This is a genomic window from Pseudomonas sp. NPDC089392 (genome assembly GCF_044749595.1).
GTDB lineage: Bacteria > Pseudomonadota > Gammaproteobacteria > Pseudomonadales > Pseudomonadaceae > Aquipseudomonas.
The window spans coordinates 52,084-73,772 of sequence record NZ_JBIVIF010000001.1 but is presented as its reverse complement, the minus strand read 5'-3'; the positions used below and the strand labels follow the sequence as shown (position 1 = coordinate 73,772).

20 protein-coding genes are annotated in these 21,689 nt (G+C 65.1%); 7 read left to right on the top strand and 13 right to left on the bottom strand.

Going from position 1 to position 21,689, the window contains the following annotated elements:
• Nucleotides 1-232: 232 nt before the first annotated feature.
• The 10 genes from ACIP1G_RS00300 to gshB all read right to left on the bottom strand — a co-directional run bounded on the left by ACIP1G_RS00300 (nt 233) and on the right by gshB (nt 8,955).
• Complete coding sequence (locus tag ACIP1G_RS00300) at nt 233-610, bottom strand: gamma-butyrobetaine hydroxylase-like domain-containing protein (protein ID WP_400732487.1); 378 nt, start codon at nt 608-610, stop codon at nt 233-235.
• 165 nt (nt 611-775) lie between these two features.
• Nucleotides 776-2,119 (bottom strand): ATP-dependent protease ATPase subunit HslU, encoded by a 1,344-nt coding sequence (hslU, locus tag ACIP1G_RS00295; protein WP_400732484.1) that lies wholly within the window; start codon nt 2,117-2,119, stop codon nt 776-778.
• 76 nt (nt 2,120-2,195) lie between these two features.
• On the bottom strand, nt 2,196-2,726 hold the full coding sequence (gene hslV, locus ACIP1G_RS00290; RefSeq protein WP_003249309.1) for an ATP-dependent protease subunit HslV: 531 nt from the start codon (nt 2,724-2,726) through the stop codon (nt 2,196-2,198).
• 257 nt (nt 2,727-2,983) lie between these two features.
• Nucleotides 2,984-4,255 (bottom strand): dihydroorotase, encoded by a 1,272-nt coding sequence (locus ACIP1G_RS00285; protein WP_400732482.1) that lies wholly within the window; start codon nt 4,253-4,255, stop codon nt 2,984-2,986.
• The gene (locus ACIP1G_RS00280; RefSeq protein ID WP_008099987.1) at nt 4,252-5,256 is read right to left on the bottom strand and encodes an aspartate carbamoyltransferase catalytic subunit; all 1,005 of its coding nucleotides are present in this window, start codon (nt 5,254-5,256) and stop codon (nt 4,252-4,254) included. Before ACIP1G_RS00280 ends, ACIP1G_RS00285 begins: the two co-directional genes overlap by 4 nt.
• 13 nt (nt 5,257-5,269) lie before the next feature.
• The gene (gene pyrR / locus ACIP1G_RS00275; protein WP_400732479.1) at nt 5,270-5,788 is read right to left on the bottom strand and encodes a bifunctional pyr operon transcriptional regulator/uracil phosphoribosyltransferase PyrR; all 519 of its coding nucleotides are present in this window, start codon (nt 5,786-5,788) and stop codon (nt 5,270-5,272) included.
• Nucleotides 5,789-5,837: 49 nt separating this feature from the next.
• Nucleotides 5,838-6,263 (bottom strand): Holliday junction resolvase RuvX, encoded by a 426-nt coding sequence (gene ruvX / locus ACIP1G_RS00270; protein WP_400732476.1) that lies wholly within the window; start codon nt 6,261-6,263, stop codon nt 5,838-5,840.
• Nucleotides 6,263-6,832, bottom strand: coding sequence for a YqgE/AlgH family protein (locus ACIP1G_RS00265; protein WP_400732474.1), 570 nt, complete (start codon nt 6,830-6,832; stop codon nt 6,263-6,265). The genes ruvX and ACIP1G_RS00265 overlap by 1 nt, the downstream gene beginning before the upstream one ends.
• 172 nt (nt 6,833-7,004) lie before the next feature.
• Nucleotides 7,005-7,910 (bottom strand): TonB family protein, encoded by a 906-nt coding sequence (locus ACIP1G_RS00260; RefSeq protein ID WP_400732471.1) that lies wholly within the window; start codon nt 7,908-7,910, stop codon nt 7,005-7,007.
• Nucleotides 7,911-8,001: 91 nt separating this feature from the next.
• The gene (gshB, locus tag ACIP1G_RS00255; protein WP_400732468.1) at nt 8,002-8,955 is read right to left on the bottom strand and encodes a glutathione synthase; all 954 of its coding nucleotides are present in this window, start codon (nt 8,953-8,955) and stop codon (nt 8,002-8,004) included.
• 253 nt (nt 8,956-9,208) lie between these two features.
• Here gshB and ACIP1G_RS00250 point away from each other — a divergent pair, with 253 nt between their 5' ends.
• From ACIP1G_RS00250 to ACIP1G_RS00220, 7 genes are all read left to right on the top strand, one after another.
• Nucleotides 9,209-9,610 (top strand): PleD family two-component system response regulator, encoded by a 402-nt coding sequence (locus tag ACIP1G_RS00250; protein WP_170033184.1) that lies wholly within the window; start codon nt 9,209-9,211, stop codon nt 9,608-9,610.
• A gap of 47 nt (nt 9,611-9,657) precedes the next feature.
• A complete protein-coding gene (gene pilH / locus ACIP1G_RS00245; RefSeq protein ID WP_012274551.1) occupies nt 9,658-10,023 on the top strand; it encodes a twitching motility response regulator PilH in 366 nt (121 codons plus the stop codon).
• Nucleotides 10,020-10,574, top strand: coding sequence for a chemotaxis protein CheW (locus ACIP1G_RS00240; protein ID WP_400732464.1), 555 nt, complete (start codon nt 10,020-10,022; stop codon nt 10,572-10,574). The genes pilH and ACIP1G_RS00240 overlap by 4 nt, the downstream gene beginning before the upstream one ends.
• 47 nt (nt 10,575-10,621) lie before the next feature.
• The gene (locus ACIP1G_RS00235) at nt 10,622-12,646 is read left to right on the top strand and encodes a methyl-accepting chemotaxis protein (protein WP_400733110.1); all 2,025 of its coding nucleotides are present in this window, start codon (nt 10,622-10,624) and stop codon (nt 12,644-12,646) included.
• A gap of 22 nt (nt 12,647-12,668) precedes the next feature.
• On the top strand, nt 12,669-17,618 hold the full coding sequence (locus ACIP1G_RS00230; protein ID WP_400732462.1) for an Hpt domain-containing protein: 4,950 nt from the start codon (nt 12,669-12,671) through the stop codon (nt 17,616-17,618).
• The gene (locus tag ACIP1G_RS00225) at nt 17,611-18,084 is read left to right on the top strand and encodes a chemotaxis protein CheW (protein WP_198750407.1); all 474 of its coding nucleotides are present in this window, start codon (nt 17,611-17,613) and stop codon (nt 18,082-18,084) included. Before ACIP1G_RS00230 ends, ACIP1G_RS00225 begins: the two co-directional genes overlap by 8 nt.
• A 141-nt stretch (nt 18,085-18,225) precedes the next feature.
• Complete coding sequence (locus ACIP1G_RS00220) at nt 18,226-18,843, top strand: hemolysin III family protein (RefSeq protein WP_400732459.1); 618 nt, start codon at nt 18,226-18,228, stop codon at nt 18,841-18,843.
• Here the strand turns inward: ACIP1G_RS00220 and ACIP1G_RS00215 are convergent, their stop codons facing one another.
• From ACIP1G_RS00215 to ACIP1G_RS00205, 3 genes are all read right to left on the bottom strand, one after another.
• Nucleotides 18,844-19,563 carry a 16S rRNA (uracil(1498)-N(3))-methyltransferase gene (locus ACIP1G_RS00215; protein WP_400732456.1) on the bottom strand — a complete coding sequence of 240 codons (720 nt, stop codon included), beginning with the start codon at nt 19,561-19,563 and terminating at the stop codon, nt 18,844-18,846. It lies immediately after the preceding gene.
• A 131-nt stretch (nt 19,564-19,694) separates the two neighbouring features.
• Nucleotides 19,695-21,101, bottom strand: a complete 1,407-nt coding sequence (locus tag ACIP1G_RS00210) for an adenosylmethionine--8-amino-7-oxononanoate transaminase (protein ID WP_400732454.1) — start codon at nt 21,099-21,101, stop codon at nt 19,695-19,697.
• A gap of 79 nt (nt 21,102-21,180) precedes the next feature.
• A complete protein-coding gene (locus ACIP1G_RS00205; protein ID WP_400732451.1) occupies nt 21,181-21,672 on the bottom strand; it encodes a hypothetical protein in 492 nt (163 codons plus the stop codon).
• Nucleotides 21,673-21,689 lie beyond the last annotated feature (17 nt).

Below are 21,689 nucleotides of genomic sequence, written 5' to 3'. Positions count from 1 at the left end.
GCTGTGGCGTGTGCACAGTTCTGAGCCCGGTACTGCTACTCGGGTGACCAGTGATAAGGAACAGCGGTGCTGCGAAGGGCTGACTACCTGCAAAGTGATGCAGGGAACTTGCCACCCCCCATTGGTTACCCGACTTTCATGTAATGCGCAAGACAGCCCGTCACTGGGCTGTCTGTAGGTCATTCAAACAGATGAAACTAGAAAATGCGCTCTAAACCTTGCGGGCGTTGCGCTAGAGCATGAATTTCACTACCGACTCGGCTGGGTCGCGGGACTTTCCGGCCTTGTGCAGTTCGTCGAGGTACTCGGCCCACAGCTGTTCCTGGCGCAGGCACAGCTGCTCAAGGTATTCCCAGGTGAACAGGCCGCTGTCATGGCCGTCGTCGAAGGTCAGTTTCAGTGCGTACTGGCCGGCAGGTTCCAGGCCTTTGATGCCGACGTTGATCTTGCCGAACTGCAGGATGGGGTTGCCGTGGCCCTGGACCTCGGCGGAGGGAGAGTGCACGCGCAGGAATTCGGCGGGCAGGGTGTAGACCTCGCCGGGGGCGTAGGTGAGGCTGAGGGTTTTCGAGGCTTTGTGCAGGTTGATGGCGGTGGGCAGGCGGGCCATGGGCAGAATCTCTCGGGAGCTGATGAAGCACAGCTTCCAGCTTATGGTGGAGGGATTCAAGGGCCCTTTCGCGGGTAAACCCGCTCCCACAGTGTTCAGCACAATCTCTAGGTATGTGCTGCCCCTGTGGGAGCGGGTTTACCCGCGAAGAAGGTGAAACCAGTCTTACAGGATGTAACGCGACAGGTCTTCGTTCTGCGCCAGCTCACCCAGGTGGCTGTTCACATACGCCGCGTCGATCTGGATCGGCGCTTCGTCATGGGTGCTGGCCAGGTCACCGGCACTGAACGACACTTCTTCGAGCAAACGCTCAAGCAGGGTGTGCAGGCGGCGGGCACCGATGTTCTCGGTTTTTTCGTTGACCTGGTAGGCAATCTCGGCCAGGCGCTTGATGCCGTCGGCATGGAACGCGATGTTCAGGCCTTCGGTCTTCAGCAACGCCTGGTACTGCTCGGTCAGCGACGCGTGCGGCTCTTGCAGGATGCGCTCGAAGTCTTCCGGGGTCAGTGCCTTCAGCTCCACGCGAATCGGCAGGCGGCCTTGCAGCTCAGGCACCAGGTCGCTTGGCTTGCTCAGGTGGAACGCACCCGAGGCAATGAACAGGATGTGGTCGGTCTTGACCATGCCCAGCTTGGTGTTGACGGTGCAGCCTTCGATCAGCGGCAGCAGGTCGCGTTGCACGCCTTCACGGGACACGTCGGCGCCGCCAACGTTGCCGCGCTTGGCAACCTTGTCGATTTCGTCGATGAACACGATGCCGTGCTGTTCAACCGCTTCCAGGGCCTTGGCCTTGAGCTCTTCCTCGTTGACCAGGCGGCTCGCTTCTTCATCACGAACCATCTTCAGCGCTTCTTTCACCTTCAGCTTGCGCGCCTTGCGCTTGCCCTTGCCCATGTTGGCAAACAGGCTCTGCAGCTGGTTGGTCATTTCTTCCATGCCAGGCGGTGCGGCAATTTCCACACCGACGGCATCGGCCACTTCGATCTCGATTTCCTTGTCGTCCAGCTGGCCTTCGCGCAGGCGCTTGCGGAACAGCTGGCGAGTGTTGGAATCGCTGCTGGTCTGCGCGGCTTCCTCGCTGAAGCTGGTTACGCGCGCCTGTGGCAGCAGGGCATCGAGGATGCGGTCTTCGGCGGCGTCTTCGGCGCGGTGGCGCACGCGGATGATTTCCTGCTCGCGCAGCATCTTCAGTGCGGCATCGGCCAGGTCACGGATGATCGACTCGACATCGCGGCCCACATAGCCCACTTCGGTGAACTTGGTGGCTTCAACCTTGAGGAACGGCGCGTTGGCCAGCTTGGCCAGGCGACGGGCGATTTCGGTCTTGCCGACACCGGTAGGGCCGATCATCAGGATGTTCTTCGGGGTTACTTCGGCACGCAGCTCAGCCGGGAGCTGCATGCGCCGCCAGCGGTTGCGCAGGGCAATGGCCACGGCGCGCTTGGCGTCGTCCTGGCCGATGATGTGGCGGTTGAGTTCGTGGACGATCTCGCGGGGGGTCATGGACATGATCAATAGGGTCCTTGGGCAGATGAGTCAGCGTGGAAAAGCCCCGTCACCGGGAAGGGGCGCCAGAACAGCTGAATCAGTCGGCCAGGTCCTGCTCCTCGATGGTCAGGTTGTGGTTGGTGAATACGCAGATGTCGCCGGCGATGTTCAGGGCGGTCTCGGCGATTTCACGGGCCGAGAGGTCGGTCTTGTTCAGCAGGGCGCGGGCTGCGGCCTGGGCGTAGGCGCCGCCGGAACCCATGGCGATCAGGCCGTCTTCGGGTTCGACCACGTCACCGTTGCCGGTGATGATCAGGGAAGCGTCCTTGTTGGCCACGGCCAGCATGGCTTCCAGGCGGCTCAGGGAACGGTCGGTACGCCATTCCTTGGCCAGCTCGACGGCGGCGCGCACCAGGTGGCCCTGGTGTTTTTCCAGCTGCCCTTCAAAGCGCTCGAACAGGGTGAAGGCGTCGGCGGTGGCACCGGCGAAACCGGCGATGACCTGGCCGTGGTACAGGCGGCGCACCTTCTTGGCGTTGCCTTTCATCACGGTGTTGCCGAGGGATACCTGGCCGTCGCCACCCATGACGACTTTGCCGTTACGGCGGACAGAAACGATGGTGGTCAAGGGGAGAGTCTCCACGCAGCGGGGCGAAAGTGCCTGATGCAGACTCATATGGGGGTGGGGGGAAGGATTTCAACCGTGGGGGATGAATGGTCGGCTCGCTCTGTAAACCAAGCGCGGTCGTTGTAGGAGCGGCCTTGTGTCGCGAAAGGGCCGCAAAGCGGCCCCAGCAATTCATGCATGATGCAGAAATCCTGGGGCCGCTGCGCGGCCCGATTGCGGCACAAGGCCGCTCCTACACAAAGCAGGTGCGCGTTTTGTCAGGCCTCGTGGCAAACATGCCCATCGACCAAGGTATAACGCACCGCGCTCGGCAGGCAGTGGCCGATGAACGGGCAGTTCTCGCCACGCGAGAACCACTGCTCGCCGGCAACGGTCGAGGCTTGCGGGTCGAACAGCACCAGGTCGGCCGCGCCACTCACCTTCAGCTCACCGGCCGGCAGGCGCAGGGCGGCTGCCGGGCCGCTGCTCAGGCGGGCCAGCAAGGTTGGCAGGTCGAGCAGGCCGTCCTGCGCCAGGGTCATGGCCAGCGGCAGCAGCAACTCGACGCTGCTGATGCCCGGTTCGGTAGCGCCGAACGGAGCCAGCTTGGCGTCGCGCTCGTGCGGCTGGTGGTGGCTGGAAATCGCCTGGATCACCCCCGACTTCACCGCCTCGCGCAGGCCGTCACGGTCAGCGGCGGTGCGCAGCGGCGGCTGCACGTGGTACAGGCTGGAGAACTCGCGCAGCGACTCGTCGGTGAGAATCAGCTGGTAAAGCGCCACATCGGCGGTCACTGGCAGGCCGAGTTGCTGGGCCTGGGCGATCAGCCGCGCGCCACGGGCACTGGTGATCTGGCTGAAGTGTGCACGCACGCCAGACTGTTCCACCAGCAGCAGGTTGCGCGCCAGGGCTACGGTCTCGGCGCTTTCCGGGATGCCCGGCAGGCCGAGAAAGCTGGCCATGGCACCTTCGTGGGCCAGGCCACCCTGGGCCAGGTCGCGGTCCTGGGAGTGGAACACCACGGTCAGGTCGAAGGTGGCGGCGTACTCCAGGGCGCGGGCCAGGGTACGGTTGTTGGGGATTTCCTTCAAGCCGTTGCCAAAGGCCACGCAGCCGGTGTCACGCAGGGCAACCAGTTCGGCCAGTTGCTCGCCTTCCAGGCCCTTGGTCAGGGCGCCGATCGGGTACACCTTGCTGTTGGCGGCCTCGCGGGCGCGGTCGAGGATCAGCTCGGCCACTGCCGAGGTGTCCAGCACCGGCTTGGTCTGCGGCGGGCAGCACAGGCTGGTGACACCGCCGGCCACGGCGGCGCGGGTTTCACTGGCGATATTGCCTTTGCGGCTGTAGCCCGGCTCGCGCAGGGATACGCCAAGGTCGACCAGGCCGGGCGCGGCGACCAGGCCAGCAGCCTGGATCGTGCGGCTGGCGCTGAATCCGGCCGGGGCGGCGCCGATCGCGGCAATGCGGCCGCCGTCCAGGTGCAGGTCGGTGACCTGGTCCAGGCCGCTGTTGGGGTCGATGACCCGGGCGCCGAGAATACTGATGGTCACTGGGCGTTCTCCTGGTCGAATTGACGTTGCGCGTTCTGCCCGCTCATGGCCATGGACAGCACGGCCATGCGCACGGCGATGCCGTAGGTGACCTGGTTGAGGATCACCGAGTGCTTGCCGTCGGCCACCGCCGACTCGATTTCCACGCCGCGGTTGATCGGGCCAGGGTGCATGACGATGGCATCGGGCTTGGCCCCGGCCAGGCGCGCGGTGGTCAGGCCGAACAGGCGGTAGAATTCGCCTTCGCTGGGCAGCAGGCCGCCAGCCATGCGCTCACGCTGCAGGCGCAGCATGATCACTACGTCGACGTCTTTCAGGCCTTCGGCGAGGTCGGTGTAGACCTTCACGCCATACTGCTCGATGCCGATCGGAATCAGGGTTTTCGGGCCGATCACGCGAATGTCCGGGCAACCCAGTGCCTTCAGCGCGAGCATGTCGGAACGGGCCACGCGCGAGTGCAGGATGTCGCCGACGATGGCCACCGACAGGTTTTCGAAGCTGCCCTTGTGGCGGCGGATGGTGAGCATGTCGAGCATGCCCTGGGTCGGGTGCGCATGGCGGCCGTCACCGCCGTTGATCACGGCAACGTCCGGGCATACGTGTTCGGCGATGAAGTGCGCAGCGCCCGAGTCGGAGTGGCGCACGACGAACATGTCGGCGGCCATGGCTTCCAGGTTGCGCAGGGTATCGAACAGGGTTTCGCCCTTGCTGGTCGAGGAAGTCGACACGTTCAGGCTGATCACGTCGGCCGACAGGCGCTGGGCCGCCAGTTCGAAGGTGGTACGGGTACGGGTCGAGTTCTCGAAGAACACGTTGCACACGGTCTTGCCGCGCAGCAAAGGGACTTTTTTCACGGCCCGGGCACCAACTTCCAGGAAGGAGTCGGCGGTGTCGAGGATCTCGGTGAGCAGTTCGCGGGGCAAACCGTCGAGCGAGAGGAAGTGGCGCAGCTGGCCCTGATCATTGAGCTGCAGCGGGCGCTTGGCGTCGATTGGCGTCATCGCGAGGGGACTCTTAAAGGGCGGAAGCGGAGGCGAGGTCCTGGCGCTCGAGGGCGAGCGGTGCGGGTCCGGTCAATTTTACCCGTTCATGGGCCGCCAGCGACAGGGTGGCACCGAGCACACTCGGGCGAATTGGCAGTTCGCCGGCATCCAGGTCCAGCAGGCAGACCAGGGTGACGCTGGCCGGGCGGCCATAATCGAACAGTTCGTTGAGTGCGGCACGGACGGTGCGGCCGCTCATCAGCACGTCATCCACCAGCACCAGGTGCTGGCCTTCGACTTCGAACGGCAGCTCGGACGGGCGCACCTGCGGGTGCAGGCCGTTCTGGCTGAAGTCGTCGCGGTAGAAAGAAACGTCCAGGGTGCCCATGGGGCTGCTGTCGCCCATGGCTTCCTGCAGGGCCTGGGCAACCCAGACACCGCCAGTACGGATCCCGATGTAGCGCGGCTCGCTGATGTTGCGGCGGGCCAGGTGGGCACGAAGGTCGACAGCCATCTGCCGGATCAGCTCGGCGGGATTGGGTAGGCTCATTGCGGGCTCCTCGGAGGGGTGCGCCGGGCGTACCCGGCGGCAAAGATGATCAGGTGTTGGCCTCCAGCCAGCCTTGTAGCAACAAGGCGGCGGCGATGGCATCGACCGGGTTGTCGCGGTAGCTGCCGCGCTGGCCGCCACGGGCCAGGCGCTCGCCTTTGGCTTCGAAGGTAGTCAGGCGCTCGTCGTGGGTGTGCACGGGCAGGTTGAAGCGGCCGTTCAGGCGGCGGGCGAACTTTTCGGCGCGGGCGCTCATTTCGCTGGGCGTACCGTCCATGTTCAGCGGCAGGCCGACGACGATGGCGTCGGGCTTCCATTCGGCAATCAGTTTTTCTACCTGGGCCCAGTCCGGCACGCCGTTCTGCGCCTTCAGGGTGCACAGTTCGCGGGCCTGGCCGGTGATCACCTGGCCAACGGCCACGCCGATCTGTTTGCTGCCGTAGTCGAAACCCAGCAGTAGGCGTAATTCTGACATCAGGCGTGGCCCGCCTGGCTGGTCAGCAGGTGCAGGTTGATGCCCAGGCTGGCGGCAGCGGCCTCCAGGCGCAAGTCGCTGGCCTTGCCGAAGATGATTTCCGGGTCGAACGGGCAGTTGAGCCAGGCGTTGTCGGCAAGTTCCTCTTCCAGTTGGCCCGCTTCCCAGCCGGCGTAGCCCAAGGTGATCAGGCTCTGTTTCGGGCCGACCCCGGCAGCAATGGCCAGCAGGATATCCTGCGAAGTGGTCAGCGACAGCCCTTCCAGTGCCACGGTGGCCTGGAAGCTGCATTCGCTGCTATGCAGCACGAAGCCGCGGTCGGTCTGTACCGGGCCACCCTGGTAGATCGGCACCTGCAAGGTGCTGGCCGGCGGCATTTCGTCCGGGCGCAACTGCTCGAGGATGTCGGCCAGGTTCAGCTCTTGCGGCCGGTTCACCACCAGGCCCATGGCGCCATGGGCGTTGTGCTCGACGATGTACGTGAGGGTCTGGGCGAAGTTCGGATCGGCCATGTGCGGCATGGCGATCAGGAACTGATGCTTGAGGTAGCTCGGCGTGAGGGTTTTCATGGGGGATAGTGTGGCGCCAGGTGGCGAGGCTGACAAGGTGCGCAACGAGGCTTGCGCGATCCCTTGTAGGAGCGGGTTTACCCGCGAATGCGTCCGACCAGGCGATATCAGTGCCTGATCGGACGCATTCGCGGGTAAACCCGCTCCTACAGGGACCGCGTAATGTCGCAGATCAATTACTGGACAGGCGGTCCCCACGGGCAAAGCGCCAGGTGCGGATTATCTCCAGTCGGTCAAACTCGGCCAGATCGCCGGTAAATGGCGCAAACGGCGCCGCCAGCCGCACGATGCGCTGCGCCGCCTGGTCCAGCACCGGCTGCCCGGACGATTCCAGCACCAGCACTTCATACAGCGAACCATCGCGGTTGATCGACACCATCATGCGCAAGTTGCCGTAAATCTGTTGCCGACGCGCATCGTCGGGGTAGTTCAGGTTACCCACCCGCTCGACCTTCTTGCGCCACTCTTCCTTGTACCAGGCACCCTTGTCGCGCATGGTCGAAGCGGCGTTCAGGCGGTGGATACGCGGGCGCTTGGCGTACATCTGCTGTTCGTTGGACAGCTCTGCCTCCAGGCTGGCGATCTGGCTGGACAGCTGCGAGCTGTCAAAGTCCGGTGCCGGTGTCGCTGGCTTTGGCTGCGCCTTGCTTTCCTTGGGCTTGGGCTCGACCTTCTGCGGCTTGGGCGCAGTGGTCGCCACCGCTGATTTTTGCGGGGTAGGGGGCGGTACCACCTCTGGCTTGGCCGCAGGCGGTGGGGTGATCTTGTTGATCTTGCTGTCCTGGAACGGCGCCAGCTCAGTGGTCTTGGGCACCGCTTTCTTGTCCAGGGTGCCGCTGCCCTGCTGGTTGTCCTGGGCCTGGAAGTCGGCCTTCTCGGGCGGTTTCTCGCTCTTGAAGGTGGCCAGGGTGATGTCCATGGTGTGGCGGATTTCGGCAGGCTTGACCACGCTGAAGCCGACGCCAAGGATCAGCGCCAGGTGCACAAGGGCAGCCAGGAACAGGGTGAAACCAAGCCGGTCTACCGGGCGAACACGGGGCGGCAGCAGGTCGGCGGGGATGTCAGCGGGCAGCGTCATCAGGTATCCAGCAACCGCAGGGCGGGGCAGCGGGTCAGGTAATAAGGACCCGCATCATACCCCACTCTGGTATTGCGCCGCGCGTTGCCGGTCAGCGCGCCTTCAGCTTGCGATCAATGGCGTCCATCAACTTGCCGCCGATATCGGTGTTGTAGGCGTTGTCGATTTCGCGAATGCAGGTGGGGCTGGTGACGTTGATTTCGGTGAGGTAGTCGCCGATCACGTCCAGGCCAACGAACAGCAGGCCCTTTTCGCGCAGGGTCGGGCCGACCTGGGCGGCGATCCAGCGGTCACGCTCGCTCAGCGGGCGCGCTTCGCCTCGGCCGCCGGCCGCCAGGTTGCCGCGCGTTTCGCCGCTGGCCGGGATGCGCGCCAGGCAGTAGTCGACCGGCTCGCCATCGATCATCAGGATGCGCTTGTCGCCGTCCTTGATCGCCGGTAGGTAGGCCTGCGCCATGATCTGCTGGGCACCCAGCGCGGTCAGGGTTTCGAGGATTACCGACAGGTTGGGGTCGCCCGCCCGGTGGCGGAAGATCGAGGTGCCACCCATGCCGTCCAGCGGCTTGAGGATCACATCGCCATGCTGGGCCGCGAACTCGCGGATAATGTCCGGGCGACGGCTGACCAGTGTCGGCGGCGTGCACTGCGGGAACAGCGTGGCAAACAGTTTTTCGTTGCAGTCACGCAGGCTTTGCGGGCGGTTGACCACCAGCACACCGTCGTTCTCGGCCTGCTCCAGCAGGTAGGTGCTATAGACGAACTCCATGTCGAACGGCGGGTCCTTGCGCATCAGGATCACATCCAGCTCGGCCAGGGTGCTGTCCTGCTCCTCGCCCAGCTCGAACCAGCGGGCCGGGTCGGCGAACACTTTCAGCGGGCGCATGCGCGCACGGGCCTTGCCTTCGCCCTGGTACAGGTCGCGCTGCTCCATGTAGAACAGGCTCCAGCCACGTGCCTGGGCGGCCAGCAGCATGGCCAGCGAGCTGTCCTTCTTGTAGGAGATGGACGCGATGGGGTCCATGACAATGCCGAGGCGAACGCTCATGGGGTGGTTCCTCTTGGCGGCGCGTGGCCGCGATGGATCGAAAGAAAAGTGGCTCAGGGTGGCGCTGTGAACGCCGCTGGTCAAGGGGCGGCGCAGATGGAACGGCCACCCGGAGTGTGCTAAAAATGCCAGTCACAAGGCTCCACAACAGGCCCGAAAGGGCGCGCGATCTTTGTGGGAGCGGCCTCGTGCCGCGAAAGGGCCGCGCAGCGGCCCCACGATTTCGGCACAAACAGCGACGGTAGCCCAAGTGATGGAACAACCCCTGAAGGTGATGGTGATCGACGATTCGCGCACGATCCGCCGCACCGCGCAGATGTTGCTCGGTGAAGCGGGCTGCGAGGTAATCACCGCCAGCGATGGCTTCGATGCCTTGGCCAAGATCGTCGACCACCAGCCCAGCATCATTTTCGTCGACGTGCTGATGCCGCGCCTGGACGGCTACCAGACCTGCGCCGTGATCAAGCACAACAGTGCCTTCAAGGACACCCCAGTGATCCTGCTTTCGTCGCGTGACGGCCTGTTCGACAAGGCCCGCGGCCGGGTGGTCGGTTCCGATCAGTTCCTGACCAAACCGTTCAGCAAGGAAGAACTGCTCGACGCGATCCGCGCCCACGTGCCCGGTTTTGCCGCAACCCAACAACACGCACCCTGACCACGCCCCGCCATGGCGCGGTCTTTCTTTCCTGATGGGGAACCAGCATGGCCCGAGTTCTGATTGTCGACGACTCGCCGACAGAGATGTACCGATTGACCGAATGGCTGGAAAAGCACGGCTACCAGGTGCTCAAGGCCAGCAACGGTGCCGATGGCGTGGCCCTGGCCCGGCAGGACAAGCCCGATGCGGTGCTGATGGATATCGTCATGCCCGGCATGAACGGTTTCCAGGCCACCCGCCAGCTCAGCAAGGACCCGGAAACCAGCGCCATCCCGGTGATCGTGGTCACCACCAAGGACCAGGAAACCGACCGTATCTGGGCCACGCGCCAGGGCGCCCGTGACTTCCTGACCAAACCGGTGGAAGAAGACGCGCTCATCGCCAAGCTCAAAGAAGTGCTGGGGGCTTGACCACCCGCCCGCAGGGCGCGTCGCTGACCGCCTTCGAGTTGTTGCTGGACATCGACCGGCGCTGCCGCCTGCTGGTCGCCGACCAGCCACCGCAGGACAACCGCCTGCAACAGTGGAGCGGCATCGGTTTTCGCATTGCCGGGCAGTGGTTTGTCGCGCCCATGGGCGAGGTGGCCGAGGTGCTGCGCGAACCGCGCAGCAGCCGCGTTCCTGGTGTACAGCCGTGGGTATGCGGGGTGGCCAACCTGCGTGGCCGGCTATTGCCGGTGATGGACCTGAGCAGCTTCTTTGGCCTTGGCCACGCAGCCCCGGGCAAGCAGCGGCGGGTGCTGGTGCTGGACCACGACGACTTGTTCGTTGGCCTGCTGGTGGACGAGGTACTTGGCCTGCAGCACTTTGCCCTGGACAGCCTGCAGCTGTCGCCGCCACAGCCGTTGATCCGCGCCGCTGCAGCCTTTGTGCAGGGGCATTTCCCGCGTGAACGCAACTGGGCGATCTTCAGCCCCTTCGCCCTGGCCCAGGCGCCGGGCTTTCTCGATGTGGCGTTATAGGACCTGCGAACGTGAACAAGCCTGCCACCCCCGTCACTGCAACTACCGTGACCCCACGTACCCGCAGCATCGCGCAGATCACCGTGCTGTTCCTGATCCTGATCCTGTCGATCATCCTGCTGTTCGCCAACTTTGCCTACCTGAACACCCAGTCCAACTACGACAAGCAGTACATCGGCCATGCCGGCGAACTGCGTGTGCTGTCGCAGCGTATCGCCAAGAACGCCACCGAAGCGGCCACCGGCAAGGCCCTGGCCTTCAAGCTACTGTCGGATGCACGCAACGATTTCGAGCGGCGCTGGGGCTACCTGCGCGAAGGTGACAAGTCCACCGGCCTGCCGCCTGCACCGGCTACGGTGCGAGACGAGATGGAAGCGGTACGCCGCGACTGGGAAAACCTGCGCAAGAACACCGACACCATCCTGGCCAGCGAGCAGACCGTGCTGTCGCTGCACCAGGTGGCGGCGACCTTGGCCGAGACCGTGCCGCAGTTGCAGGTGGAATACGAGAAAGTGGTCGAAATCCTGCTGCAGAGCGGTGCCCCGGCCAACCAGGTGGCAGTGGCCCAGCGCCAGTTGCTGTTGGCCGAGCGCATCCTCGGTTCGGTCAATACCGTGCTGGCCGGTGACGACACCGCAGCCCAGGCGGCCGACGCCTTTGGCCGCGATGCCGGACGCTTTGGCCAGGTGTTGGAGGGCATGCTCAGTGGCAATGCGGCGATCCAGGTGACCCGCGTCGAGGACGCCGACGCCCGCGCGCGCCTGGCTGAAATCGCCGAGCTGTTCCAGTTCGTCGCTGGCTCGGTGGACGAAATCCTCGAAACCTCGCCCGAACTGTTCCGTGTGCGCGAAGCGGCGGGCAACATCTTCAGCCTGTCGCAAACCCTGCTCGACGAAGCTTCGCACCTGGCCAACGGCTTCGAGAACCTGGCCGGCGGGCGCACCCTGGATACCGTTGGCGGTTATGCCCTGGGCCTGCTGGCGCTGGCCTCGATCATCCTCATCGGCCTGATCATGGTCCGCACCACCAACCGCCAGTTGCGCGAAACCGCAGAAAAGAACGAACGCAACCAGCAGGCGATCATGCGCCTGCTCGACGAAATCGAAGAGCTGGCCGACGGCGACCTGACTGTGACTGTGTCGGTGACCGAAGACTTTACCGGCGCCATAGCCGACTCGATCAACTATTCCGTGGACCAATTGCGCGACCTGGTCGCTACCATCAACCACAGCGCGGTGCAGGTTGCCGCCGCCGTGCAGGACACGCAGAACACCGCACGCCAGCTGGCCAAGGCCTCCGAACACCAGGCCGCGCAGATCAGCGAGGCCTCCGAGGCGGTTGGCGACATGGTCGAGTCGATCGACCGGGTGTCGGCGCATGCCTACGAGTCGGCCAAGGTGGCCGAGCGTTCGGTGGCCATCGCCAACAAGGGCAACGAGGTGGTGCACAACACCATCAATGGCATGGACAACATTCGCGAGCAGATCCAGGACACCGCCAAGCGGATCAAGCGCTTGGGTGAGTCGTCCCAGGAAATCGGCGACATCGTCAGCCTGATCGACGACATTGCCGATCAGACCAACATCCTCGCACTGAACGCGGCGATCCAGGCCTCGCTGGCCGGTGAAGCCGGCCGAGGCTTTGCCGTGGTCGCTGACGAGGTGCAGCGCCTGGCCGAACGCTCGTCGTCGGCTACTCGCCAGATCGAGGCGCTGGTGCGCACCATCCAGGCTGATACCAACGAGGCGGTGATCTCGATGGAGCAGACCACCGCCGAAGTGGTGCGCGGTGCGCGCCTGGCCCAGGATGCCGGGGTGGCGCTGGCCGAGATCGAAGGGGTATCGCAGAACCTGGCCGATCTTATCCACAGCATCTCCGACGCCGCCCAGTTGCAAACCTCGTCGGCCGGGCAAATCTCCCACACCATGGCTGTGATCCAGCAGATTACCGCGCAGACCTCCGCCGGCTCCGGTGCCACCGCCGACAGCATCCGCCACCTGGCCCGCATGGCCAGCGAGATGCGCCGATCGGTGTCCGGTTTCACCCTGCCGACACCTGCAGAGCCCAATTGAAGCGCCGTGCTGAGGAGTGCCCATGGCTTTATCTGCTGTAAGCCCCGAGCGCCACGACACGGTGGCACTGGCCTGGACAAAAGCCGCCATCCTCGACTGCCTGGGCCAGGCGCGCCAGGCACTGGAGCGCTTTGCTGGCGAACCGGGCGACCTGTCGATGCTGGCCTTCGTGGTCGACAACCTGCATCAGGTACACGGCTGCCTGCGCATGCTCGAATTGCGTGGTGCCACGCGCCTGGCCGAGGAGCTGGAACTGTTCGCCAGGGCCTTGGCCGACGGCCAGGTCAGCCCCCGCGGTGATTGCCTGGGCGCGTTGTTCCGCGGCCTGGAGCAGTTGCCCTCGTACCTGGAGCGCTTGCGCGGTGCCCGCCACGACTTGCCGCTGGTGATGCTGCCGCTGCTCAACCAGCTGCGCGCCTGCCGTGGCGAGGAGCCGCTGGCCCAGGCCAGCCTGATCAGTGGCGCCGCGCAGCGCTTTGCCGGCTCCGACGACCTGGCCAACCTCGACCTGTCGCTGGGCAACTGGCGCGAGCAGCTGCAGGCCGGGCCGGGCCGCGATGCCTTGCGCTCGGTGGTGAGCGCGCTGTGCGACGACCTGATGCGCATCAAGGAGCGCCTGGACCAGTTCGTGCGCGGCGACCGCCAGCACAGCGAGCAGCTCGATGCCCTGCTGGCGCCTCTGCGCCATGTGGCCGACACCCTGGCGGTGCTGGGCTTCCAGCAACCACGCCGGGTGATCATCGACCAGGTGCTGGCCCTGCAGGCCCTGGCCCAGGGCGAGCGGGCAGTGGACGACGCGGTGTTGATGGATGTGGCGGGTGCCCTGCTGTACGTGGAGGCCAGCCTTAACGGCATGGTCGGCCCGCTGGAAGAAAACGGCCAGGGCGGCCTGCCGGGTTCGGACTTGGCCGAGATACGCCAACTGGTACTGAACGAGTCGCTGAACGTGCTGCAGCAGGCCAAGGACCTGATCGGCGATTGCCTGGAATCCGGCTGGCCCCGGCAACGCCTGCAGCCTTTGCCGGGGCTGTTGCAGCAGGTTCGCGGGGCATTGGCCATGTTGATGTTGCCGGCGGTGGCTGAGCTGTTTGCCGGTTGCGCCGGCTATGTGCAGCGCTGGCTGCAGCACCTGGAGGTGGAGCCACCAGCCGACGAGCTGGCGCACTTGGCCGAGGCGCTGAGCGCCGCCGAATGCTACCTGCAGTGGCGGGTGGCCGACCCGCTGGCGGATGGCCAGCCGTTTATCGACATGGCGCGAGCCAGCCTGGTGGCGCTGGGCGTGCACTGCGCGTTGGTCGAAACCAGTGCCATTGTGGACGGCAGTGGCGATGGCATCGATGACGAACTGCGCGAAGTGTTCCTCGAAGAAGCCGGCGAGCTGCTGCCTGAAATCGAGCGCCACTGGCTGCGCTGGCGGGCCGACAACCAGCAGCGCGAGGCGCTGGGCGAAGTACGGCGGGCACTGCATACGCTCAAAGGCAGTGGCCGCATGGTGCATGCCGAGGCGGTGGCCGAACTGGCCTGGGGCGCCGAGCACTTGCTGAACCGGGTGCTTGAGGGCCGCAGCGTGCTCAGCCCGGAAGGCGTGGTGGCCCTGCAGCAGGTGTTCGTCCATCTGCCCGACCTGCTGGCCGACTTTGCCGCCGGCCAGTTGCCGCAACTGACTGAGATCGAGCAACTGGCCGGGCACCTGCACGCCTTGGCCGAAAACGATGCCCCGGCGCCTGCCGATATCGATGGCCTCGACCCGCAGCTACTGGATATTTTCCGCAGTGAGGCGCAGGGTCACCTGGCCAGCCTCGACGCGTTCCTGCAGGGCGCCGACGGCCACGACACGCCAGTGAGCGATGGCCTGCAGCGTGCCCTGCATACACTCAAAGGCAGTGCCGCCATGGCCGGGGTGATGCCGGTTGCCGAACTGGCCACCGCGTTTGACCGCCTGGCCCGTGAATACAAAGGGCATCAGTTGCCCCTGCAAATGGCCGAAGTCGAGTGGCTGGAAGCCGCGCGCTCGCTGTTCCACCTGGGCCTGGCGCAACTCGACAGTGCGCCGCTGGCGGCCATCCCCGGTGCCGCAGAGTTGATCGAGCAGGTCGGCCAGGCCGTGGATGGGCGCCTGGCCAGCTTGCATGACGACCCGCAGCATGCGCGGCGCAGCAAGCGTGACCCGCAGCTGGTCGCCAGCTTCCTGGCCCAGGCCATGGACATTCTGCTCGATGCCGAGACGATGCTGCTGGGCTGGCAGCAACAGCCCGGCCAGCGCGATGCGTTGGACAGCCTGCTCGACCAGCTGACCACCCTGGGCCACGCTGCGCACCTGGCCGAGCTGTGGCAGATGGATGACGTGTGCGAGGCCTTGCTTGACCTGTACGGCGCCGTGGAGGAGGGCAGCCTACCCGCCAATGCGCGTTTCTTCGCCTATGCGCAGCGGGCCCATGAAGCGTTGCTGGACATGCTCGACGAGGTGGCGGCCGGGCAGGACATTGCGCCGCGGCAGGCGCTGGTCGACAGCCTGCGCAACCTGTTGGGCCAGGCGTTGGCCGCAGATGCCACCGGCCTGGTGGGCATCGACACGGTCACACCGCTGCACCCGGACATGGACCTGGCCGATACCCTGGGCCTGGGGCTCCCCGGCAACCCGTCGCTGCCGGATGTGGCAGAAACACAGGTTGAAGAACCGGAAAGCCCTGGCGAAGAGCTGCTGGAAGTGTTTCTGGAAGAAAGCTCGGACATCGTCGAGAGCGCCGCCGCTGCCCTGGCGCGCTGGCAGGCCGACCCGCGCAGCAGTGTCGAGGTGGACAACCTGATGCGCGACTTGCACACGCTCAAGGGCGTGGCGCGCATGGTCGAAATTGCCCCGATCGGCGACCTGGCCCACGAACTGGAGTTTCTCTACGAACTGCTGGCCGCCGGCCGCTTACCGCCCAGCGCGCCACTGTTTGCCCTGCTGCAGAACTGCCACGACCGCCTGGCGCACATGCTTGATGCCGTGCGCCTGGGGCAACCGCTGCATGCCGCCACGGCACTCATCGACTATATCCGCAACTTCAGCAGCGCGGCGCTGACCGACAGTGCTGCGGGCCAGGGGCCGGTCGAAGCGGCGGCTGCCGAAGTACCGGCAGCGGCGCCGGAGCGGGCGCCGGGTGACATGGTCAAGGTCGATGCCGAGTTGCTCGACGACCTGGGCAACCTGGCCGGTGAGCACTCGATCATCCGTGGGCGTATCGAGCAACAAGTCAACGATGCGCAGTTCACCCTCAACGAGATGGAAACCACGCTTGAGCGCATGCGCGACCAGTTGCTGCGCCTGGACATCGAGACCCAGGGGCGGATTTCCAGCCGTCAGCAGTTCGAAGGCGATGCCTATGACGACTTCGACCCGCTGGAAATGGACCGTCACTCCCAGCTGCAGCAACTGTCGCGGGCGTTGTTCGAGTCCGCCTCGGACCTGCTCGACCTCAAGGAAACCCTGGCCCAGCGCGCCCAGGAGGCCTACAGCCTGCTGCAGCAACAGGCGCGGGTGAACAGCCAGTTGCAGGAAGGCCTGACCGCCACCCTGATGGTGCCGTTCGAGCGCCTGGTGCCACGCTTGCAGCGCGTGGTACGGCAGGTGGCCAGCGAGCTGGGCAAGCAGGTGGAGCTGGTGGTCGGCAACGCCGAAGGCGAACTGGACCGCAGCGTACTGGAGCGCATGGTGGCGCCGCTGGAGCACATGCTGCGCAACGCCGTCGACCATGGCCTGGAAAGCCGCGAAATGCGCCTGGCTGCCGGCAAGCCGGAGCAGGGCACCATTCACCTGAATTTGCTGCACGAAGGTGCCGACATCGTCATTGAAATGACCGACGACGGTGCCGGCGTGCCACTGGAAGCGGTACGGCGCAAGGCCATCAAGCGCGGCCTGCTGGACCCGCAGGCGCACTTGAGCGATCACGAGATCCTGCAGTTCATCCTGCGCCCGGGCTTTTCCACCGCCGAAAAGATCACCCAGATTTCCGGGCGCGGCCTGGGGATGGATGTGGTGCACGAGGAGGTCAAGCAGCTGGGTGGCTCGATGAGCATCGAGTCGGCCCAGGGCAAAGGCGCGCGTTTCCTGATTCGCCTGCCGTTCACCGTGTCGATCAACCGTGCCTTGATGGTGCACCTGGGCGAAGAGCAGTACGCCATTCCGCTCAACACCATCGAGGGCATCGTCCGCGTGCCGCCGGCAGAGCTGGCGGCGTGCTATCAGCTGGACACGCCGCGCTATGTCTACGGCGGCCACGAATACCAGCTGCGCTACCTGGGTGAGCTGCTGCAGGGCCTGCCGCGCCCCGCGTTGCTGGGGCAGAGTGTGCCGCTGCCGGTGCTGCTGGTGCATGCCAAGGAGCAATCGTTCGCGATCCAGGCCGACAGCCTGTCGCCCAGCCGCGAGATCGTGGTGAAGAGCCTGGGGCCGCAGTTTGCAGCGGTTGCAGGGCTGTCGGGAGCGACGCTGCTGGGCGATGGCCGGGTGGTGCTGATTCTCGACTTGCTTGGCCAGTTGCGCGGCCAGCAGCGGCGCCTGGCCCGTTTGCCCGGTGGCGGCACCCAGCGCCAGCTGCTCGGCCCGGCGCCACGGCGCGCGCTGCTGGTGATGGTGGTGGACGACTCGGTAACCGTGCGCAAAGTCACCAGCCGCCTGCTGGAGCGCCACGGCATGAGCGTGCTGACGGCCAAGGACGGGGTCGATGCCATGGCCCAGCTGGAAGAGCACCGCCCCGACGTACTGTTGCTGGACATCGAGATGCCACGCATGGACGGCTTCGAGGTGGCCACACGCATCCGCCGTGACGAGCGCCTGAAAGACCTGCCGATCATCATGATCACCTCGCGCACCGGGCAAAAGCACCGCGACCGTGCCATGGCCATCGGCGTCAACGAATACCTGGGCAAGCCGTACCAGGAATCGCTGCTGTTGCAGAGCATTGCCCACTGGAGCCAGACCCATGCTTGAACTGATTGCCGGCCAGCGCAGCAGCCTGACCGGGTTGTTGCTGCCGTTGGGCGACCGCACCCTGGTGTTGCCCAACGTGGCGGTGGCCGAGTTGAGCGGCCAGCGCAACCTGGTGTGCCAGCACGGTGAGCCGGCCTGGCACCTGGGCTGGATCGACTGGCGCCAGCAGCGCCTGCCACTGATCGGCTTCGAGGCGGCTTGCGGGGGTGAGACGCCTTGTGGCGAGCGGGCTCGGGTGGTGGTGCTCAATGCCCTGGGCGATACCGGCCTGCGTTACCTGGCGCTGCTGCTGCAGGACATTCCGCGCTCGTGCAAGCTCGACAGCCAGCTGAACTATGTGGACGTGGCGCTGGGGCGCCTGGAGCTGGCGGCGGTGCAGGTGGGCGAGCAGGTGGCGCGGGTGCCGGACCTTGCCGGGCTGGAAAGGCTGGTGCGTGACGCGGAACTGCAACCTGAGCTTGGGTAGGATGTGAGGCACAAGGCCTCTTCGCGGGTAAACCCGCTCCTACAACGATATGCGTAACCCGTGTAGGAGCGGGTTTACCCGCGAAAGGGCCGGAACAGACCGGCACAGGAACCCAGCCCACCTCAGGAGGTCTGTGTTTGCATGTATTACGGTGAACGCTTCAACGCCTGGACCCACTTGGTCGGTGCCGTCCTGGCCTGTATCGGTGCCATCTGGCTGATCGTGGTCGCGGGCCTGCAGGGCGACCCATGGAAGATCGTCAGCTTCTCCATCTACGGCAGTACCCTGCTGTTGCTGTACAGCATTTCCACCCTGTACCACAGCACCCGCGGGCGGGCGAAGGTGATCATGCGCAAGCTCGATCACCTGTCGATCTACCTGCTGATCGCCGGCAGCTACACGCCGTTCTGCCTGGTCAGCCTGCGCGGCCCCTGGGGCTGGAGCCTGTTCGGCGTGGTCTGGGGGCTGGCGGTGATCGGCATGCTGCAGGAGATCAAGCCGCGCTCCGAGGCGCGGGTCCTGTCGATCATCATCTATGCGGTAATGGGCTGGATCGTGCTGGTAGCGGTCAAGCCGTTGCTGCAATCGCTGGGCAGCGCCGGCTTTGCCTGGTTGGTCGCCGGCGGAGTGTTCTACACCGTCGGCATCATCTTCTTTGCCCTCGACAGCCGCTTGCGCCACGCGCATGGCATCTGGCACCTGTTCGTGATTGTCGGCAGCCTCATGCACTTCGTGGCGGTGTCGTTCTACGTGCGCTAGTTAAAAGTCGCCCCACAACTGTTGCGCCACCGACAGCGCTACCACTGGCGCGGTCTCGGTGCGCAGCACGCGTGGGCCGAGGCGTGCGGCGTGGAAGCCGGCGGCCTTGGCCTGCTCCACCTCCGCCTCGCTCAGGCCGCCTTCGGGGCCGATCAGGAAGGCCAGGGTCGCAGGCTTTTCATGGCTGGTAAGGGGCTCGGCTACCGGGTGCAGGACCAGTTTCAGGTCTGCTTTGCTGCTGCTCAGCCATTCAGCCAGGGTGACTGGCGGGTGGATGACCGGCAAGGTCGAGCGGCCGCATTGTTCGCAGGCGCTGATCGCTACCTGGCGCCAGTGGGCCAGGCGCTTGTCGGCGCGCTCGTCCTTCAGCCGCACTTCGCAGCGTTCGCTGACGATCGGGGTGATTTCGTTGGCGCCCAGCTCGGTGGCCTTCTGGATTGCCCAGTCCATGCGCTCGCCACGGGACAGGCCCTGGCCGAGGTGGACGTGCAGGGGGGAGTCGGCCTGGCCGGCGAGGGCCTGGTCGAGGCTGACGCGTACGGTTTTCTTGCCGACTTCGAGCAACTGGCCGAGGTATTCCTGGCCGCTGCCGTCGAACAGCTGCACGGCGTCGCCGGGGGCCATGCGCAGCACACGGCCGATATAATGGGCCTGGGCTTCAGGCAGGTCGTGCTCGCCAAGGCTCAGGGGGGCGTCGATGAAAAAGCGGGACAATCTCATGGGTTTGCTCGGACGAAAGGGATCAGGTGACCGTTGTAGGAGCGGGTTTACCCGCGAATGCGATGGTGGACTGACCGACGCATTCGCGGGTAAACCCGCTCCTACAAGGGGTCGGCGGCGGACTCTCGGGCCTAGCCCGGGTCGCGGAAGTCGGGGTGGAAGTTGGCCGGCACGGCCACGCTGACGCTATCGCGGGTGGCGATGTCGATGCCTTCGCTGGCCACCTCGGCCAGGAAGTCGATCTGCTCCGGCGTGATGACATACGGCGGCAGGAAGTACACCACGCTGCCCAGCGGGCGCAGCAGGGCACCACGGCTCAGGGCATGCTCGAACACCTTCAGGCCACGCCGCTCCTGCCAGGGGTAGGCGACCTTGCCGGCCTTGTCCTGGACCATCTCGATGGCCAAGGCCATACCGGTCTGGCGGATTTCGGCCACATGCGCATGATCGGCCAGGTGCGCGGTGGCCGTGGCCATGCGCGTGGCCAGGGCCTTGTTGGCCTCGATCACATTGTCCTGTTCGAAGATGTCCAGCGTCGCCAGCGCGGCAGCACAAGCCAGCGGGTTGCCGGTGTAGCTGTGCGAGTGCAGGAACGCGCGCAGGGTCGGGTAGTCGTCATAGAACGCCTGGTACACCTTGTCGGTGGTCAGGCAGGCGGCCAGCGGCAGGTAGCCGCCGGTCAGGGCCTTGGACAGGCACAGGAAATCGGGGCGGATGCCGGCCTGTTCGCAGGCGAACATCGTGCCGGTGCGGCCGAAGCCCACGGCGATCTCGTCGTGGATCAGGTGCACGTCGTAGCGGTCGCAGGCCTCGCGCAGCAGCTTGAGGTACACCGGGTGGTACATGCGCATGCCGCCGGCGCCCTGGATCAGCGGCTCGACGATCACCGCGCTGATCGAGGCGTGGTGCTCGGCCAGGGTCTGTTCCATGGCCTGGAACATGTTGCGCGAGTGCTCTTCCCAGCCCATGCCTTCGGGGCGCAGGTAGCAGTCAGGGCTGGGCACCTTGAGGGTGTCGAGCAGCAGCGCCTTGTAGGTTTCGGTGAACAGCGGCACATCACCGACCGACATGGCGGCGATGGTTTCGCCGTGGTAGCTGTTGGTCAGGGTGACGAAGCGCTTTTTGTCTGGCTTGCCGACGTTCTGCCAGTAATGGAAGCTCATCTTCAGCGCCACTTCGATGCACGACGAGCCATTGTCGGCGTAGAACACCCGGTCGAGCCCGGCCGGGGTCATGGCCACCAGGCGCTCGGACAGCTCGATCACCGGTTGGTGGCTGAAACCGGCGAGGATCACATGCTCCAGCTGGTCGACCTGGTCCTTGATGCGCTGGTTGATGCGCGGGTTGGCATGGCCAAACACGTTGACCCACCAGCTGCTCACCGCATCCAGGTAGCGCTTGCCTTCGAAGTCCTCCAGCCACACGCCTTCGCCGCGCCTGATCGGGATCAGCGGCAGCTGCTCGTGGTCTTTCATCTGGGTGCAGGGGTGCCACAGGACCTTTAGGTCACGTTGCATCCACTGATCATTCAGGCCCATGGGCACTTCTCCTGGCTTTGCGGCGTGGTTCGACCGCGTAAGCCTAAGCAATGCCGCAGGGCAGGACAACCGCCGCGGTTCAATGGCGGCGGGTGCCGGTCCATTCAAGCTTGCGGATGTGTACGGTGCCTGCGTGGGAAGTGGAGATGGTCAGGCGCCGGAATGGTCCGTCAATCACCTGGTGGTAGGGGTGGGTGGCGATGGGGCCGGGGCGCAGGTCGCGGAAGCCGCTGCCTTCCAGGGTGAGCCAATAGAAGTTGCGCGGGGACGGGGTAACCATGTCGTAGTCATGACTTTCGGTATCGAACAGCATGTTCAGCTCATCGCAGAGAAAGTCGCTGACAACGTAGTACTCCAGGCGCAGGCATTCGACCTCCTGGTCGAAATTGATCACGATCTCGCTGTGTTCGCCAATCACCAGTTCGGTACCGTCCTCGCCCTTGAAGGCTTCATGAAAGCCGATCCAGGACGTGCTGTTGGAGCGGAAACTCACACCTGAGGTGGTGTGTAATGTTTGTTTGTGCCAAAGAAACTGCCGTTCAACGTGTTGGAACTGCTCCTCGAAGATCATGCGCGTGCCCTCCTGGC

Bases quoted from the DNA above. Each gene is read 5' to 3' on its own strand.
- ACIP1G_RS00300 (WP_400732487.1), bottom strand. From the start codon at position 610: ATGGCCCGCCTGCCCACCGCCATCAACCTGCACAAAGCCTCGAAAACC.
- hslU (WP_400732484.1), bottom strand. From the start codon at position 2,119: ATGTCCATGACCCCCCGCGAGATCGTCCACGAACTCAACCGCCACATC.
- ACIP1G_RS00280 (WP_008099987.1), bottom strand. From the start codon at position 5,256: ATGACGCCAATCGACGCCAAGCGCCCGCTGCAGCTCAATGATCAGGGC.
- pyrR (WP_400732479.1), bottom strand. From the start codon at position 5,788: ATGAGCCTACCCAATCCCGCCGAGCTGATCCGGCAGATGGCTGTCGAC.
- ruvX (WP_400732476.1), bottom strand. From the start codon at position 6,263: ATGTCAGAATTACGCCTACTGCTGGGTTTCGACTACGGCAGCAAACAG.
- ACIP1G_RS00265 (WP_400732474.1), bottom strand. From the start codon at position 6,832: ATGAAAACCCTCACGCCGAGCTACCTCAAGCATCAGTTCCTGATCGCC.
- ACIP1G_RS00260 (WP_400732471.1), bottom strand. From the start codon at position 7,910: ATGACGCTGCCCGCTGACATCCCCGCCGACCTGCTGCCGCCCCGTGTT.
- gshB (WP_400732468.1), bottom strand. From the start codon at position 8,955: ATGAGCGTTCGCCTCGGCATTGTCATGGACCCCATCGCGTCCATCTCC.
- ACIP1G_RS00250 (WP_170033184.1), top strand. From the start codon at position 9,209: ATGGAACAACCCCTGAAGGTGATGGTGATCGACGATTCGCGCACGATC.
- pilH (WP_012274551.1), top strand. From the start codon at position 9,658: ATGGCCCGAGTTCTGATTGTCGACGACTCGCCGACAGAGATGTACCGA.
- ACIP1G_RS00230 (WP_400732462.1), top strand. From the start codon at position 12,669: ATGGCTTTATCTGCTGTAAGCCCCGAGCGCCACGACACGGTGGCACTG.
- ACIP1G_RS00225 (WP_198750407.1), top strand. From the start codon at position 17,611: ATGCTTGAACTGATTGCCGGCCAGCGCAGCAGCCTGACCGGGTTGTTG.
- ACIP1G_RS00220 (WP_400732459.1), top strand. From the start codon at position 18,226: ATGTATTACGGTGAACGCTTCAACGCCTGGACCCACTTGGTCGGTGCC.
- ACIP1G_RS00215 (WP_400732456.1), bottom strand. From the start codon at position 19,563: ATGAGATTGTCCCGCTTTTTCATCGACGCCCCCCTGAGCCTTGGCGAG.
- ACIP1G_RS00210 (WP_400732454.1), bottom strand. From the start codon at position 21,101: ATGGGCCTGAATGATCAGTGGATGCAACGTGACCTAAAGGTCCTGTGG.
- ACIP1G_RS00205 (WP_400732451.1), bottom strand. From the start codon at position 21,672: ATGATCTTCGAGGAGCAGTTCCAACACGTTGAACGGCAGTTTCTTTGG.